Origin of the sequence: Natrinema sp. SYSU A 869 (assembly GCF_019879105.1) — an archaeon.
In the GTDB taxonomy this organism is placed as follows: domain Archaea; phylum Halobacteriota; class Halobacteria; order Halobacteriales; family Natrialbaceae; genus Natrinema.
Genome location: NZ_CP082249.1, coordinates 1,804,366 through 1,818,970, shown reverse-complemented (window position 1 = coordinate 1,818,970; position 14,605 = coordinate 1,804,366). Strand labels below are relative to the sequence as shown.

Annotated in this window: 14 protein-coding genes; 8 read left to right on the top strand and 6 right to left on the bottom strand. The window is 65.8% G+C overall.

Annotated elements, in window-relative coordinates; translation table 11 throughout:
• Positions 1-26: 26 nt before the first annotated feature.
• The 4 genes from wecB to K6I40_RS17225 all read left to right on the top strand — a co-directional run bounded on the left by wecB (position 27) and on the right by K6I40_RS17225 (position 4,757).
• Complete coding sequence (wecB, locus tag K6I40_RS17240; RefSeq protein ID WP_222920215.1) at positions 27-1,106, top strand: UDP-N-acetylglucosamine 2-epimerase (non-hydrolyzing); 1,080 nt, start codon at positions 27-29, stop codon at positions 1,104-1,106.
• A 66-nt stretch (positions 1,107-1,172) separates the two neighbouring features.
• Positions 1,173-2,090: an NAD(P)-dependent oxidoreductase gene (locus tag K6I40_RS17235; protein WP_222920214.1), complete on the top strand. Its 918-nt coding sequence runs from the start codon at positions 1,173-1,175 to the stop codon at positions 2,088-2,090.
• Positions 2,077-3,420: a nucleotide sugar dehydrogenase gene (locus K6I40_RS17230; protein WP_222920213.1), complete on the top strand. Its 1,344-nt coding sequence runs from the start codon at positions 2,077-2,079 to the stop codon at positions 3,418-3,420. Before K6I40_RS17235 ends, K6I40_RS17230 begins: the two co-directional genes overlap by 14 nt.
• The gene (locus K6I40_RS17225) at positions 3,417-4,757 is read left to right on the top strand and encodes a glycosyltransferase family 4 protein (protein WP_222920212.1); all 1,341 of its coding nucleotides are present in this window, start codon (positions 3,417-3,419) and stop codon (positions 4,755-4,757) included. The genes K6I40_RS17230 and K6I40_RS17225 overlap by 4 nt, the downstream gene beginning before the upstream one ends.
• 170 nt (positions 4,758-4,927) lie before the next feature.
• Here K6I40_RS17225 and K6I40_RS17220 read toward each other — a convergent pair whose 3' ends face one another.
• The 5 genes from K6I40_RS17220 to K6I40_RS17200 form a co-directional block, all read right to left on the bottom strand.
• Positions 4,928-5,581 carry a class I SAM-dependent methyltransferase gene (locus K6I40_RS17220; RefSeq protein WP_222920211.1) on the bottom strand — a complete coding sequence of 218 codons (654 nt, stop codon included), beginning with the start codon at positions 5,579-5,581 and terminating at the stop codon, positions 4,928-4,930.
• A gap of 74 nt (positions 5,582-5,655) precedes the next feature.
• A complete protein-coding gene (locus K6I40_RS17215; RefSeq protein ID WP_222920210.1) occupies positions 5,656-6,690 on the bottom strand; it encodes a glycosyltransferase family 2 protein in 1,035 nt (344 codons plus the stop codon).
• A complete protein-coding gene (locus K6I40_RS17210; protein ID WP_222920209.1) occupies positions 6,687-7,724 on the bottom strand; it encodes an NAD(P)-dependent oxidoreductase in 1,038 nt (345 codons plus the stop codon). The genes K6I40_RS17215 and K6I40_RS17210 overlap by 4 nt, the downstream gene beginning before the upstream one ends.
• Positions 7,711-8,718: an NAD-dependent epimerase/dehydratase family protein gene (locus K6I40_RS17205; protein WP_222920208.1), complete on the bottom strand. Its 1,008-nt coding sequence runs from the start codon at positions 8,716-8,718 to the stop codon at positions 7,711-7,713. The genes K6I40_RS17210 and K6I40_RS17205 overlap by 14 nt, the downstream gene beginning before the upstream one ends.
• Before the next feature lie 3 nt (positions 8,719-8,721).
• Positions 8,722-9,894: an NAD-dependent epimerase/dehydratase family protein gene (locus K6I40_RS17200; protein WP_222920207.1), complete on the bottom strand. Its 1,173-nt coding sequence runs from the start codon at positions 9,892-9,894 to the stop codon at positions 8,722-8,724.
• Between the two features lie 176 nt (positions 9,895-10,070).
• Between K6I40_RS17200 and K6I40_RS17195 the strand changes: the two genes are divergently transcribed.
• The 4 genes from K6I40_RS17195 (at position 10,071) to K6I40_RS17180 (ending at position 13,404) form a co-directional block, all read left to right on the top strand.
• Positions 10,071-10,220 (top strand): hypothetical protein, encoded by a 150-nt coding sequence (locus K6I40_RS17195; RefSeq protein WP_222920206.1) that lies wholly within the window; start codon positions 10,071-10,073, stop codon positions 10,218-10,220.
• Between the two features lie 93 nt (positions 10,221-10,313).
• Entirely contained in the window at positions 10,314-11,846 is a 1,533-nt protein-coding gene (locus K6I40_RS17190) for a DUF58 domain-containing protein (protein WP_222920205.1), read from the top strand.
• Positions 11,843-12,526 carry a hypothetical protein gene (locus K6I40_RS17185; RefSeq protein ID WP_255682125.1) on the top strand — a complete coding sequence of 228 codons (684 nt, stop codon included), beginning with the start codon at positions 11,843-11,845 and terminating at the stop codon, positions 12,524-12,526. Before K6I40_RS17190 ends, K6I40_RS17185 begins: the two co-directional genes overlap by 4 nt.
• Positions 12,526-13,404, top strand: coding sequence for a hypothetical protein (locus K6I40_RS17180; protein ID WP_222920204.1), 879 nt, complete (start codon positions 12,526-12,528; stop codon positions 13,402-13,404). The genes K6I40_RS17185 and K6I40_RS17180 overlap by 1 nt, the downstream gene beginning before the upstream one ends.
• 48 nt (positions 13,405-13,452) lie before the next feature.
• Here K6I40_RS17180 and K6I40_RS17175 read toward each other — a convergent pair whose 3' ends face one another.
• Entirely contained in the window at positions 13,453-14,499 is a 1,047-nt protein-coding gene (locus tag K6I40_RS17175) for a MoxR family ATPase (RefSeq protein ID WP_222920203.1), read from the bottom strand.
• Positions 14,500-14,605 lie beyond the last annotated feature (106 nt).

Below are 14,605 nucleotides of genomic sequence, written 5' to 3'. Positions count from 1 at the left end.
CTGTCGACGTACTGTAAAATCCACACATGGCGACCCCCCGAATAGCCTTCGTGCTTGGCACTCGACCGGAGATCATCAAGCTCTCGCCGCTCGTCCGCGCGTGTCTCGAGCGGGAGATTCCCCACGTCGTCGTCCACACTGGCCAGCATTACTCGGAATCGCTCGATACCGTCTTCTTCGAGCAACTCGAGTTACCGACGCCGGACCACAACCTTGGGGTCGGCTCGGGTGATCACGGCGAACAGACGGCTGCAATGATTCGCGGAATCGAGTCCGTCCTCGAGGAAGCGCGACCGTCCCACGTCGTCGTCCAGGGCGACACGAATTCCGCGCTCGCCGGGGCGATCACGGCGAGCAAACGCGCGTCCTCGCTGGCACACGTCGAGGCCGGACTGCGGAGCTTTGACCGGGACATGCCCGAGGAGATCAACCGCGTGCTGGTCGATCACGTCGCTGATCACTGCTTCGCGCCGACCGACGAGTCGGCGCGACTCCTCGCGGCGGAGGGAATCGACGGCGACCACGTTTGCGTCACCGGTAACACCGTCGTTGACGCGGTCTCTCAGCACCGCGAGTTGGCGATGGAGAAGAGCGACGTTCTCGCGGCGTACAACCTCGAGCCCGGAGCGTTCTGCTTGCTGACCGCCCACCGAGCGGAGAACGTCGACGACCCCGAGCGCTTCGCGGGGATTCTCGAGGGCGTCGGCGCGTTCGCGTCGCGGACCGACCGCGAGGTCGTCTATCCGATTCACCCGCGAGCGCGGGAGGCCCTCGCGACGTTCGATCTGTCGGTCCCGGAGCCGATTCGGCTCGTTGACCCGCTCGACTTCCTCGACTTCCTGTCGCTCGAACACCACGCGAGCCTCGCGATCACGGATTCGGGAGGGGTTCAGGAGGAAGCGTGCATCCTCGAGACGCCGTGCGTCACGGTGCGCGATAGTACGGAACGGCCGGAGACGGTCGATATCGGTGCGAACCGGCTCGTCGGGACCGATCCGGTGGCCATCGTTGAGGGGGCCGAGGCGATGGTCGATCGGCCCGGCACGTGGTCGAACCCGTTCGGGGACGGCGACGCTTCGGACCGAATTTTGGACGCCTTACTGTAGGGTATCGATACGTTTCGAATGACTACTGTCATAAGATAATTACCACTGGTCGTGGAGCGTCGAGTCATGGCATCAGTGCTCGTAACCGGTGGACTAGGTGCGATCGGCGCACCGCTGACCGAGGAACTCGAACGACGCGGCCACGACGTCTGGGTCGCCGACCGCCCGTGGAACGAACGCGACCGGTACTACCGCTGTGACGTCAGCGAGTACCGACAGCTCGAGCGAGTCTTCGCGGACCGCGAGTTCGACTACGTCTATCACCTCGGCGCGGAGTTCGGCCGCAAGAACGGTGAGGACTTCTACGAGACGATGTGGCAGTCGAACGCGGTCGGCACAAAGAACGTGCTCCGACTGCAGGCCGAGCATGACTTCCGACTGATCTTCTCCTCGAGCAGCGAGGTGTACGGCGACTACGACGACGTGATGGCGGAGTCCGTGCCGCTCGAGGAGGGGCCGCGTCAGTTGAACGATTACGCGATTTCGAAGTGGGTCAACGAACAGCAGATTATGAACGCAGCCGACCGGCACGGCACCGAGTCCGTGCGGGTCCGCTTTTTCAACACGTACGGGCCGGGCGAGCGCTACAGCGAGTACCGGAGCGTCGTCTGCAAGTTCTGCTATCGGGCGCTACACGACCTGCCGTACCACGTCTACGAGGACCATCACCGCTCGTTCACCTACATCGACGACACCGTGTGCACGCTCGCGAACGTCGTTGACTCGTTCCACCCCGGGGAGGTGTACAACATCGCCGGCGAGGAATACTACGATATCGAGGAGCTCTCCGACATGGTGCTCGGCTACCTGGGCAAGGACGACGAGCAGGTCGAGTATCGGGGGACCGAGGAACACAACACGCTCAACAAGAAGGCCAGCGTCGAGAAGGCCAAACGCGATCTCGACCACGAACAGCTCGTCTCCCTCGAGGAAGGGATCCCGCGAACGATCGACTGGATGCGTGAGCACTATGACCTCGAGTGACCCGCGACGCGACGGCGCAGTGGAATCGGCGCGGTCCGACGACGAGTTCGGCTCAGGCGGGGACCGCGACGGACCCGTTCCTGGCGACCCCGAGGGACCGGCCCTCGAGCCGATCGAGGAGGTGGTCGTCGTCGGCACCGGCTTCGTTGGCCTGCCGCTAGCGCTGTTGCTCGCCGATCGCGGCAAGCGAGTCGTCGGCGTCGACATCGACAGCAACCTCGTCCGGGCGATCAACGACGGGACCCTGAACGTCGATGAGGCCGAACTGCAGGCGCTGTTGGAGTCCGACGCCGTCGAGCGAAACCTCGAGGCACGAACCGAGCCGACCGACGGCGACGCGTTCGTCGTCTCGGTCCCGACGCCGCTGACCGAGCCGAACAAGAGCCCGGACCTCTCCGCGCTCGAGGCCGCCCTCGAATCGATCCGGCCGTATCTCGAGCCGGGCGACCTCGTGAACGTGGAGTCGACGGTGCCGCCGCTGACCTGCGCGGAGACGGTCGTCCCCGCGCTTGAGGCGGCCGGGCTCAACCCGGGCGCGGAGATCCAGCTCGCCCACTCGCCAGAGCGGATCCTCCCCGGCGACGTATTCGACGAACTCGTCACCAACGACCGCATCATCGGCGGGATCGACGAGCGAAGCCGTCGCCGCGCCGCTATGCTTTATGAACCCTTCCTCGAGGGGAGCGTCTACTACACTGACCTGCTGTCGGCCGAACTCTGCAAGCTCGTCGAGAACACCTACCGGGACGTCAACGTCGCGCTGGCGAACGAGTTCGCGTTGATCGGCGAGGAACTCGACGTCGACGCGAGCGAGGTGATCGACCTCGCGAACTATCACCCGCGCGTCGACATCCTGCAGCCGGGGATTGGTGTCGGCGGTCACTGCCTCCCGATCGACCCGTGGTTTCTGAACGAGGTCGATCCGGAGCACACGAACCTGATCACGACCGCACGCCGGATCAACGACAAGATGCCCGCCGTCGCCGCGCGAAAGGTCCGCCGGACGCTGGCCCCGCTCGCGGACCCGACGGTCGTTGCGCTCGGGGCCGCGTACAAACCGAACGTCGATGACCGCCGAAACAGCCCCGCTGAGCGAATCGTCGCCGGCCTGCGCGCCGACGGCTACTGCGTCCGCCACTACGACCGCCACGTCGACGAGTTGGCCTACGACGAGTTGCGCTCGGTCCTCGAGCGCGAGTCCCCGGACGTCGTCGTCCAATTAGTCCCCCACGAGGAGACGGTGACCGCCCTCGCGGAGCACCGAACGTGGCTTGATGACGCGGGCATCGAACTGCTTCAGTTCGGCGTCGGAAACCCGATCGAACCGTGACCGGGGACACCACGACAACACGGTCACCGCCGTCGGAGCGGCGTTCAGCGCGCGAGCGGACGGGACAGGGTGGCGATCCGTCCGTCTTGGTCGTCTCGCAACTGTTTCCGCCGGAGTCGATGGCCGGCGCACATCGGTGGGAGAAACTCCTCCGGAATGCGCCCGACCACCTCAATGCGCGCGTGGTCTGTCCGCAGCCGTCCGTTCCCGTCGGGGAGTTCGAGCGGCGATACAGCCCATGGTCGAGCGAGCGGATCGACGGCGTTCCCGTCACGCGACTGTTCACCTACCAGCCCATCGAGGATCGGACCGACCTCGAGCGGATCCTGAACCACGGAATCTTCGCGATTCTCGCAACGATCTACGTGCTCGTTCACGGCCGGAAGTACGACTGCGTCGTCGTCCAGATCGGCCCGCACACGACGCTCCTGCCCGGACTCGCGGCGCTGGCGACCGGACGCGGCCTCGTCGTCGACGTCTACGACCGCTGGCTCGACAACGCAGTCGATTTCGGATTTACCGACGAGGGATCGCTCGCTTATCGGCTGCTGCAGTGGATGGAACGGGTCGCCGTCGAGCGCTGCGATCGACTCGTCGCGCTCACCCCGACGATGGCGGCCTACTACCGTGAGACGTACGATCTCGACGACGGGAAGATCGAGACGGTCCCGTTCGGCGTCGACGACGACCTCTTCGATCCCTCGGTCGCGGACGAGGACCGACCCCGAATCATCTACACGGGCAAGCTGGGCGAGGGCCAGGCCTTCGAGCCGTTCCTGCGTGGGTTCCGACGCGCCGATATCGACCACGACCTCGTCATCTACGGCTTCGGCGAACGGCGGGCCGAACTCGAGGCGCTGGCCGCCGACCTCGGCATCGACGACCGCGTTCAGATCAACGGGCCGGTTCCCCGCGAGGAGGTCCCGGGGCTGGTGGCGTCGTCGGCGATCAGCCTGGTGCCCCTCGAGACGGATCGCACCCTCGAGTACGCGCGGCCGACGAAGTTCCTCGAGACGATGGCACTGGGCACACCCTACGTCGCCAGTGCCGTCGCGGAGATCGAGGCCGTCACCGAGGACGCCGGGGCCGGACTCGCCGTCGAGAACGAGCCGGACGCCGTCGCTGCGGCGCTTCGGGAACTCGCCGACGATCCGGAGCGGCGGCGATCGATGGGCCGGCGCGGAATCGAGTTCGTCGACCGGGAACACCGCTGGGACGAACTGGGTGACCGAGTCGGCGACCTCCTCTCTGGGGTTGCTCGAGAGCGCGGGACCGCCGGCTCTGAGCTCCGAGCCCGGCTCGGCCGGCTCGCGGCGGCCGCCGGCCTCCGCCGGTAGTCGTCGCTCTCCCTCTCTTTCTCTCCTCATCGGACGGTCCGACACACCGCTCGCAGCGGTGCGGCCGGCGAGCCGTCGCTGGTCGGCGAGCGCGGACGATGACTGATTGAACGGCTGAAAACAGTCGGAACCGACGAGCGGCCGCTAGTTGCGTCTCCGAACGCGATCGACTACTCGCCGCTGCGGGCGGCGACGACGGCGAGCGTGCTCTTCCCGACTCGATCCGGCAGGGCGCGCTCGCACAGCCAGCCGCCGATCTGGAGCGGATCGTCGAGCGTGAGCCGACAGTCGCCGACGTACGTGATCTCGATCGGCTCGAACCCGTATCTCTCGAGGAGCTGGGTCAGGGTCACGGCGTCGAACCAGCACGTATGGCCCGTGTTGACGAACGTTTGGTCCAAGAGGCGAAGAGCGGTCCAGTGGACCGCCATCGCGTTCGGCGTCGTGATGACGAGTTTGCCGCCGTCGGCCAGGTGCTCGTCAACCGACTCTAGTAGCCCGTCGAAGTCGACCAGGTGTTCGATCAGTTCGCCGACGACGATCACATCGAACGTCTCCTCGAGCGAGAGATCCTGTGCATCGCCGGCGGTGACGTCGTATCCCGCGTCTGCGAGCGCGGAGAGTTCGTCTTCGAGGACGTCGACGCCGAGTGCATCGTCGGCCACCTGGACGACGAGTTCGTGCAACCACGCCTCGTCGTGTCGCTTGGCGGAGTCGTGTGCGACACACCCGATGTCGAGGACGCTCTCATCCTTGACGTGGGGCTCGATACAGCGTTCGAAAGTCTGTTCGACGTTTCGTTTCCGTGTTTCGTTCGCTCTCATGATAGCTAAACCCGCGCGTCCCGCAGTCGCTTCACCGCCGGTCCCCAGGACACGCGCGGCCAAATGCGGCGGCGTCATCGCAGCCACGCGACCACGATGATGCGCGTCAGACCGACCGCGAATCCCAGCTTGGGCTTCTTGCTGTCGCCGTCCTTTCGGTCCTCGATCCTGATCGGGATCTCCTCGAGTCGGAGGCCGTTCTTCCGGGCTTCGATGATCAACTCGGGCGCGTTGAAGCGCTCCTCGGTGAGGGTGAGCTGCTTGAGCATCGAGCCCCGAATCGCCCGATAGCCGTTCGTACAGTCGGTGATGTCGGTGTTCATCAGGACGTTGATCAGGCCGGTAAAGAACCGAATTCCGGTCTGTCGAACGACGCCGTTGCCGGAGCGATCGACACCGAGGTACCGTGATCCCATCACGTAATCGGCCTCGTCCTCGACGATCGGCGCGACGAGCCGGTCCAGTTCCGACGACGGGTGCTGGCCGTCGCCGTCCGCCGTGACGACGATCGCCGCCTCGTTTTCGAGTGCGATCTCGAACCCGGTCTTCAGGGCACCGCCCTGACCCTGATTGATCGGGTGCTCGACGACCATCGCGCCGCTCGAGGCGGCTCGTGCGGCGGTCTCGTCGGCGGAGCCGTCCGACACGACCAGCGGCTGGACGTCGTATCCGCGGACCGACTCCGGGAGCGACGACACGACGGTGCCAACGGTATCGCCCTCGTTGTACGCGGGAATCACGACGAACACCGTCTCCGCGCCGCCGTCCGTCCGTGGGGCCTGATCGACGGAGAGCGATCGGGTCAGCGCCGCGACCTCGTCGCGAGCCGCCCTGGCGACGCTCAACGCGTACAGGACGACGCAGAGCAGGACGAGCGTCGCGAGCAGCGACACGACGACGTAGCGCCGTTCAATTTCGAGTGCAGCCCCGACGACGTCGAACGCCTCCGGGACGAACACGAGCGACGCCACGCCGCCCGCGAGCGCAACCGCGATGGCGAGGTCGCTTCGCTCGAACCGTCGCCGGTAGCGATCGAACCCCCAGTAGAGGATGGCGACCGTGAGCGCGAGCAACGCGACGTCGAGCGGGTCGGGCGGAATCGGACTCATGCGTTCCGTTCGACGAGTCTCCGTATCGTGTCTTCGACTGTGTGCGTTGGATCCCAGCCGAGGCGGTCGTGGGTCTGCGTCGTCTCGACCGGGAAGGCGTTGACGAGTGTCTCGTCGCCGCGGGGGTTTTCGATGAGTTCGGTCGGGACGTCGATGCCTAATACGTCGTCGACGCAGTCGCTGACGACCTCGGCGAGCGCCATCACGCTGGGGTCCTCGTCGCTCGCGATCGTGAACGCCTCGGTGCCGGTCGCTCCCTCGTCCAGTCGATCGACGAGCACATCGGCGCTCCGGAGATAGGCTCGAGCGACGTCCTTCACGTGGACGAAGTTCCGCGATTGGGTGCCCGGTTCGTAGACGGGCAGCGGTTCGGCCGCGAGCGCCCGTTCGACGAAGAAGTTGAGCACCGCTCCCTTCGTGATGATCTCTCCGTCAATCGTGTGATCGCCGTACAGGTTCGATTTAAGGAACAGGTGCGCCGGGAACGAGTCAGCGGCGAGGGCGTCGATAAGCTGCTCGCCCGCGAACTTGGTCCGCCCGTACCAGTTCAGGGGCGCTCGAGGCTGATCGGCCGTGATCGGGAACTCCTGAGGGTCGCCGACAACCGCCATGCTCGCGGGGAATATCAGGGCTGCGCCGCGTTGCCTACAGAACCGCGCGACGTGGCCCGTCCCGGTCACGTTGATCTCGTAGGCCAGATCCGGGTTCGATTCGCAGTCCTCGACGCCGCTGATCGCGGCGAGGTGCATCACGATGTCTGCACCCTCGAGCGCTTCCCACAGACGGTCGCGGTTCCGAACGTCGACGTGCTTGACGGTGACGTCGCCGATCCGTCGCAGTGAGCCGCGATAGAAGTCGTCGATCGCCGTGATCGACCATGCCGGTCGTTCGGACTGGAGGAGCGCGACGACGCGACTCCCGATGTATCCCGCCGCACCGGTGACCGCGACGCGGATCTGCTGGGACTCATCGCCCGTCGGCTGGGATTCATCGCCCGTCGATGTGACACCGGAGTCGGCGTTATCGGCGACCATCGACGTTCACCTCCTGTGACGACGGGTTCGGTTTCGATGCGTCCAGTGCGCCGGCGGCGTCATGCGACTGCGTGAACCGTTCGGCGAGTTCGCGAACCCCCGCTCGCAGCGTCCACGACGGTTCGAACCCCGTCTCCGAGAGGCGGTCGAACTCGACGTGGTAGGACGGCCCCGGCTGTTCGTCCTCGAGATAGATGATCTCGAGGTCTCGGCCGAGTTCCTCTCTGACGACGCGAGCGACGTCCTCGATGCGGTAGTTCTGTTCGGTGCTCCCGACGTTGTACACGTCTCGCGGCCACCGATCCGGCGTGATCGCCGCGTGTTCGTACGCTCGAGCGGCATCGCGAACGTGAATGAATGGCCGCCAGTTCCTGCCGTCGCCGTACACCGTCAGCGGCCGGCCGGTCAGCCCCCGGAAGACGAAGTGGTTGACGACGAGGTTGAATCGAACCCCGGGTGCAGAGCCGTAATTCGTGCTCATTCGAAGCGACGTCGCCGAGAAGTCGTTGGCGGCTGCCGCGTCGCGGACCACCCGTTCGGCTTCGACTTTTGCCTCAGCGTACGGGTTTCGGGGTGCTGGCGTCGCCGTCTCGTCGATGTTCGTGCTCGCAACGCGGCCGTAACTGTTGCACGAGGAGGCGTACACGACCGATTCGACGCCAACCTCACCCGCCGCAGTCACGACGTTCTCGGTGCCGCCGACGATAACGGCACGCGTCTCCTCACGGCGGTCGTGCGTGCTCTCAGCGCCGGTGATCGACGCGAGGTGGATCACGCGGTCGACGCCACGCATCGCGCTCTCGACGTCCTCGTAGTTCCTGACGTCTCCCTGCCGAAACTCGAGGTCGTCACCGATCGCTCCAAGCAGTGCCCGCGGCGAGCCACCTGCGAGCGAATCGAGGACGACGACCTCGGAGACCGCCTCGTTCTCGCGGAGGCGACGAACGAGTGCACTTCCGATGTAGCCACAGCCGCCAGTGACCAGTATCCGCATAGGTCAGCCCTCGCTCAAAACGCTGGGGAGGAAGCGGTCTTCGTGCGCGACGATGACGTCCTCGTGCTCGAGCAGCGTCTCGAGGATCGTGCGAACGCTCGCTTCGAACGACGTCGTGCGGCCATCGATTAACGCCTCGTAGCGATCGTTTTCGATCTCCATTGCGTGGGTCTCGTCCTCCGACCGTGGGTTCTCGAAGTGCTCGACCTCGACGCCCAACCCGAACTCATTCGCCACGTCAGCGACGGTCTCGGCGATCTCGACGATGCTGATCGATCGCGTGACCTGATTGTAGACAGTGTGGTCGTCGGGGCGCTCGTTCGGATCCGTAAGTGCCAGTCGCGCCAGTCCCTCGACGGCGTCCTCGAGCGCGATGAAGGGCTTGCGCTGCTCGCCGCGCCCGTAGACGGTCATCGGATAGCCGGCGACGGCCTGCGCGCAGAACCGGTGTGCGACGACGCCGAAGTAGTAGTCGAAGTCGAACCGCGTCCCGAGTCTGGGGTCGGCCGCCGTCTCGGTGGTTTCGGTGCCGTGGGTGATCGCCGTCCGAACGTCTGATACCGGAATGTCGAACTGGTCGTGTGCCAGCCGCATGTTCGCCGCGTCGTGGGACTTCGTCAGGTGATACCAGCTCCCGGCCATCGCCGGAAACGGAACGTCGTCGCGCTCGCCACGGTGTTCCATCGTCGCCCCGCCTTCCGGGATGGGAAACTCGGGCGCGCCGTACACCCCGGTCGTCGTGGTCTCGATGAAGTGCGTGTCCTCGAGGCCGTGTTCCTGCAGCGACCACAGGAGGTTCCGCGTCGCCTGGAGGTTGTTGTGCTGGGTGAAATTCGCCCGATCGCGGCTGATCTGGGAGTACGGTGCCGACGGTTGGGCCGCCGTGTGGACGATCGTCTCGGGTTCGTGAATTCGGATCAGTCGGTCGACGAACTCGCCGTCAGTGAGGTCTCCCTCGACGAACGAGAGGTTCCGAACGCCGTGGACCTCGCTGGCCGCCTCGAGCCGTTCCGCCATCGAAACGACGGGCGTTGCGCTCGTCGATCCGACGGTTTCGACCCAGTCTCGTCGCCCGAAGTTGTCGACGAGGACGATTTGATCGTCGGTTCGGGAAGCGATGCGAACTGCTGTGGGCCAGCCTATATATCCGTCTCCACCGGTGAGCAGCATTGACATGATGCTATTAGGTAGTGAGCCGAACGATAGCAAAAAATGTATCCATTGGAAAGTCCCTATGATAATCACACCACTATTATTTACTCCCCATCCTAGATTTCTTCGTTATGAAAAGATAATAGTATAAGATTCTAGTGCAGCAAATTTATTGCTACCGGCGTCGCAACACGGTTCGTATGGCTGAGACAAGCGATTCCGACGAGTCGTCAGAGACGTGTGAACGACCCGGCGAAGCGACTGACGAGGAACTGATTGACGATATCGATGATGGCGTGGGCTGCGTCGAAATTTGGCAACACCTCAGCGAGGGCCGCGACGAGGAGTAAGTCTTCGGTTCGATCTGTTTTACGGCGCGATGTTGCAATGGGTGGTGATGACCAGTAGCTTCAACACTGTCCCGATGGGACGTGACAAACGGTATGCGACTGACGCGTGAACTCTGGGCTAGCCTCTCCCTCGCGGGGTTTCTGGCCGCGTTCGCGGTCGTCATCGATCGTCCGCTCCCCCTGGCGGGAACGGTACTGATCGGCGCGTGGATCCTCGCGTCACAGTACTCGTTTCTCGCTGCGCTCGACCGAGCGAGACGCCGACTCTCAGTGACGCGATCACTTCCGTCCGCGACCGTTCGAGCCGACGAGTCGACGCCGGTAACGATGGACGCCAGGCTCGCGGACCCGGCGCTCCTCTCCCTCAACGTGGACGCTGGCCTGCCGACCGCGGCGACGACGCCGGACCGTGACGCGACGGGCGTCGCGCTCGAGCCCAATGCGACGGCCACAACGGAGACCGTGGCCGTCACGTGGCCGGTCGTCGGTCGCCACCGGTTCGATGCGGCTCGAGTGACCGCGACCGACGGTCGGTTCGTCGAGACGTTCGCAACGGCCGAGCAACCGACTGTCTCGGTCGAGTCGCGAGGCCCCCAGCAAATTCACGTCGGTGAGGGCGGCGATCGGCTCACGAGCCTGTACGGTGCACACACGCTACGCCGGTCGGGCCGCGGGATCGAGCCGGCCGAAATACGGGAACACGTTCCTGGGGACGCGGCCAAGCGGATCGATTGGAAGGCGACCGCGCGGCTCGCGACGCCCCACGTCCGCGAGTACGAGACCGAGACGACGCGTCGGACCCTCCTCGTGGTCGATCACCGCCGATCCCTCTCGACTGGCCCACCGGCAGAGACGAAACTCGACTACCTCCGTGAGGTAGTGCTCTCGACGGCTGAAAGTGCCCGTGAACTCGACGACCCGCTCGGGCTCGTTGGCGTCGACGACCGCGGCGTGACGACCCGTATCGATCCTACGGCGACGGCCGAGACGTATGCGACGGTTCGCCGCGAACTCCTCGACATCGAGCCGACGCCGTCGGAACCGACCGCCCGGAGCGCTGCCGAGCCGGCCGCTCGAACGCCATCACAAGCGACCGACGGCGGGCACACCGAGCGAGGACGCCCGACTCGGACGACCGCCGGCCCCGATCCGTCGATTCACGACCGGCCGACGCGGGCGACGGCTCGTCGCTCAGTTCGCGATCTCGAGGCCGACGGCGACTCCTTCGCCGAGACGCTCCGTCCGTTCTACGCCGATTCCCAGCGGTACTACCGCCGTGTTCGGGAGCGACCGCTCTTCGACGCCGTGGAGACGGCACTGACGTCGAACGCGTCCTCGACGTGGGCCGTCATCTTCACCGACGACGCCGAGCCGTCCGAACTTCGCGAGACGGTGTCGATGGCCCGCGCGAACAACGCCGCCGTCACGGTCTTTCTCGCACCCACGGTGCTCTATGAACCCAGCGGCATCGACGACGTCGAACGAGCGTACGACCGTTACCTCGAGTTCGAGGCATTGCGCCGTGATATCGGGCGACTCGACCGGGTCCGCGCGTTCGAAGTCGGGCCCGGCGATCGACTCGCGGCCGTCCTCGCGGCCGGGCGCGAATGGGGTGAGCGACGATGAGCGATCGGCCGCCCGCGGCCGCCGAGGCCGACGGCAACGACGGCGACGACGCAACGGGGCCGACCGAGAGCGACGAGAGCGCACGCGCAGCCGCCGACAGCCGGTCGACGGATCTCGACGTGTCGATGGTCCTGGGGCTCGCAGCGCTCGTCGCGGCGTTCTCCCACGCGGCCGGCCGACCGGGTGCGATCGCCGGCATCGCAACTGTCGCCGTCTGGTACGCGCTCGAGACGCCATCTGCGGTCGCGGTCGGCCACGTTGCGCTCATCGGGCTCTTTCCTGCCGGGATTGACCCGTTCCCGTTCGCGATCGTCGAGGCCGGGTTCGTCGCGCTCGTGCTCGCCTCAGCCCCGCGAACGGCGAGGGGCGCTCAGATCGGCCACGCTGCAGCCGCACTCGTGAGCGCCGGGGGCCTCGCGGGAATCGCCTGGGCCGTGCTGGGTCCGGCGGGGCGGCCGCTCTGGATGGCCGCCGTCGCGTCACTCGCCGCGCTCGCCGGTGGCGTCTATGGACTCCATCGATACGGACTCGTCTTCGTCCTCGACCGAGGGGAACGCGACCGTCCCGATTCGCGGCAACGGTCGAGCGAGTTGACCACCGACACAGCGATTGCGGCGACGGAGCACGTCGGTTCGTCGCCGCCGGACGCGGACTCGCCAGCCGACGCTGATACCTACTGATGACTCAGAGCACTGACGACCTAGATCGGACCGACTCACGACTGTCACAGAGCGACGACGCCGCTGCAGGATCGTCCTCAGACCGGGACGAGGCGGCTGCCAGAGCGGAACTACTGGCCGAGGAGAACGCTCGCCTCCGGGCGGAGTACGCACGCGCGATGCGGGGGACGTACCGCCGAACCGCCCGATGGCTCGCCGTCGTTGGCGTGCTCGCCGCCCTCGGCGGTGGCCTGTTTTCCGACGGGCGAAACGTCCTGTTCGCCCTCGGCGCGACCGGTCTGTTCGGCGCGATACTCACCTACTATCTCACTCCCGGTCGGTTCGTCGCCGCCGATGTCGGTGACTGCGTCTACGCCGCCGCCGCGACGAACGCGCAGGCCCTGGCAGACGAACTCGCCCTCCGAGACGAACGCCTCTATCTCCCCGGAACCGGTGCGTCGTCGATCCGTCTGTTCGTCCCACAGCGGGCCGAGTATACCCTTCCCGACGACCGTTCGGGCCCCATCAGTACCAGATCGGCGGAACGGGGCCTCGTCCTCGCACCAACCGGCGGAAGGCTCCTCGCAGAGTTCGAGCGGACGCTCGACGAGCCGCTCCCGGCCGAGCCGACGGCCGCTGCGACACGGCTCGCTGACGGACTCGTCGAACAGTTCGAACTCGCGACCAGCGCCGATCCGGCGGTTGATGCCGACGACGGACGCGCGACCATCGCCGTCGAATCGTCCGCCTTCGGCGACGTCGATCGGTTCGATCATCCCGTCGCCTCGTTTCTCGCGGCCGGGTTCGCCGACGCCCTCGATCAGTCGATCGAACTCGAGGTCGATCCTGGCGAGGAGCGAACCGAGTGGCTGATCACCTGTCGATGGGAGCCAGCGTGACTCTCCTCGCGTGTCCGACTGCCGGGACCGGTGTTCTCTCGGACTGGCTCACTCCGTCGGGTAGGTGTCGTCGCCACCGTCGCTCACGGCCTCCTGTTCGAGCGCGGTCTCAGTCCCCGGAACATCGACGGACTCGAGGACATCCGCGACGACTTCGTCCGCAGCGACGTCGCTCAGTCCGGCGTCGGTCGTCAACACGAGTCGATGCGCCAGAATCGGCTCGGCCAGTGCCTTCACATCGTCCGGGATGACGTACCCGCGACCGCGGATCGCGGCCCGTACCTTGACCCCGTCGAGAGACGCGAGCGTCGCCCGCGGTGACGCTCCGTGAGCGACATCGGGATGGGCTCGCGTCTCCCCGACGAGATCGACGAGATACTTCTTGACCGGGCGAGCGACGTGAACGGCGTCGGCACGCTCCCGTGCCTCGAGTATTTCCTCGCGGTCGACGACCTGCTCGACCGCCGTCGGCCCGAGCATCGGCTCGTCATCGAAGCGGTCGACGAGTTCCAGTTCGTCGTCCTCGCCGGGGAGCCCGATCCGGTGTTTGAACTGGAAGCGATCGCGCTGGGCCTCCGGCAGTTCGAAGACGCCCTCCATCTCGATCGGATTCTGCGTCGCGATGACCATAAACGGCTGTGGCAACTCGAGCGTCTTCCCGCCGATGGTGACGTGACGCTCCTGCATAGCCTCGAGCAGGGCGCTCTGGGTCTTCGGCGTCGCGCGGTTGATCTCGTCGGCGACGACAACGTTCGCGAAGACAGGGCCTCGCTGGAGTTCGAACGTCTCCCTGTTCTTGCGGTAGATCTCCGTCCCCGTGATGTCCGCCGGGAGGATATCCGGCGTCATCTGAACACGATTATACTCGAGGCCGCTCGCGCGGGCGAAGAGGTTCGCGAGCGTCGTCTTCGCCACGCCGGGGACCCCCTCGAGCAGGAGGTGGCCGCGAGTCAGCAGCGTGATCGTAAGCAGTTCGACCGCGTCGTCGTTGCCGACGAGGACGCGGCCGATCTCCGCGCGTAACGCGTCGAAGATCGCTTCCGGATCGCCCGTGTCTGTACGACTGCCGTCGGATTTTGGATCGTTCTCGCTCATTCGTAGTCTCGTGTATGGCCTATCGGGTAGCTTCGGACGGGTTCGTTCGTCGCGTCTCCGTTCCGCCGCGCGGATTGGACCCGTTCAGTCGACATCATCGTAGTCA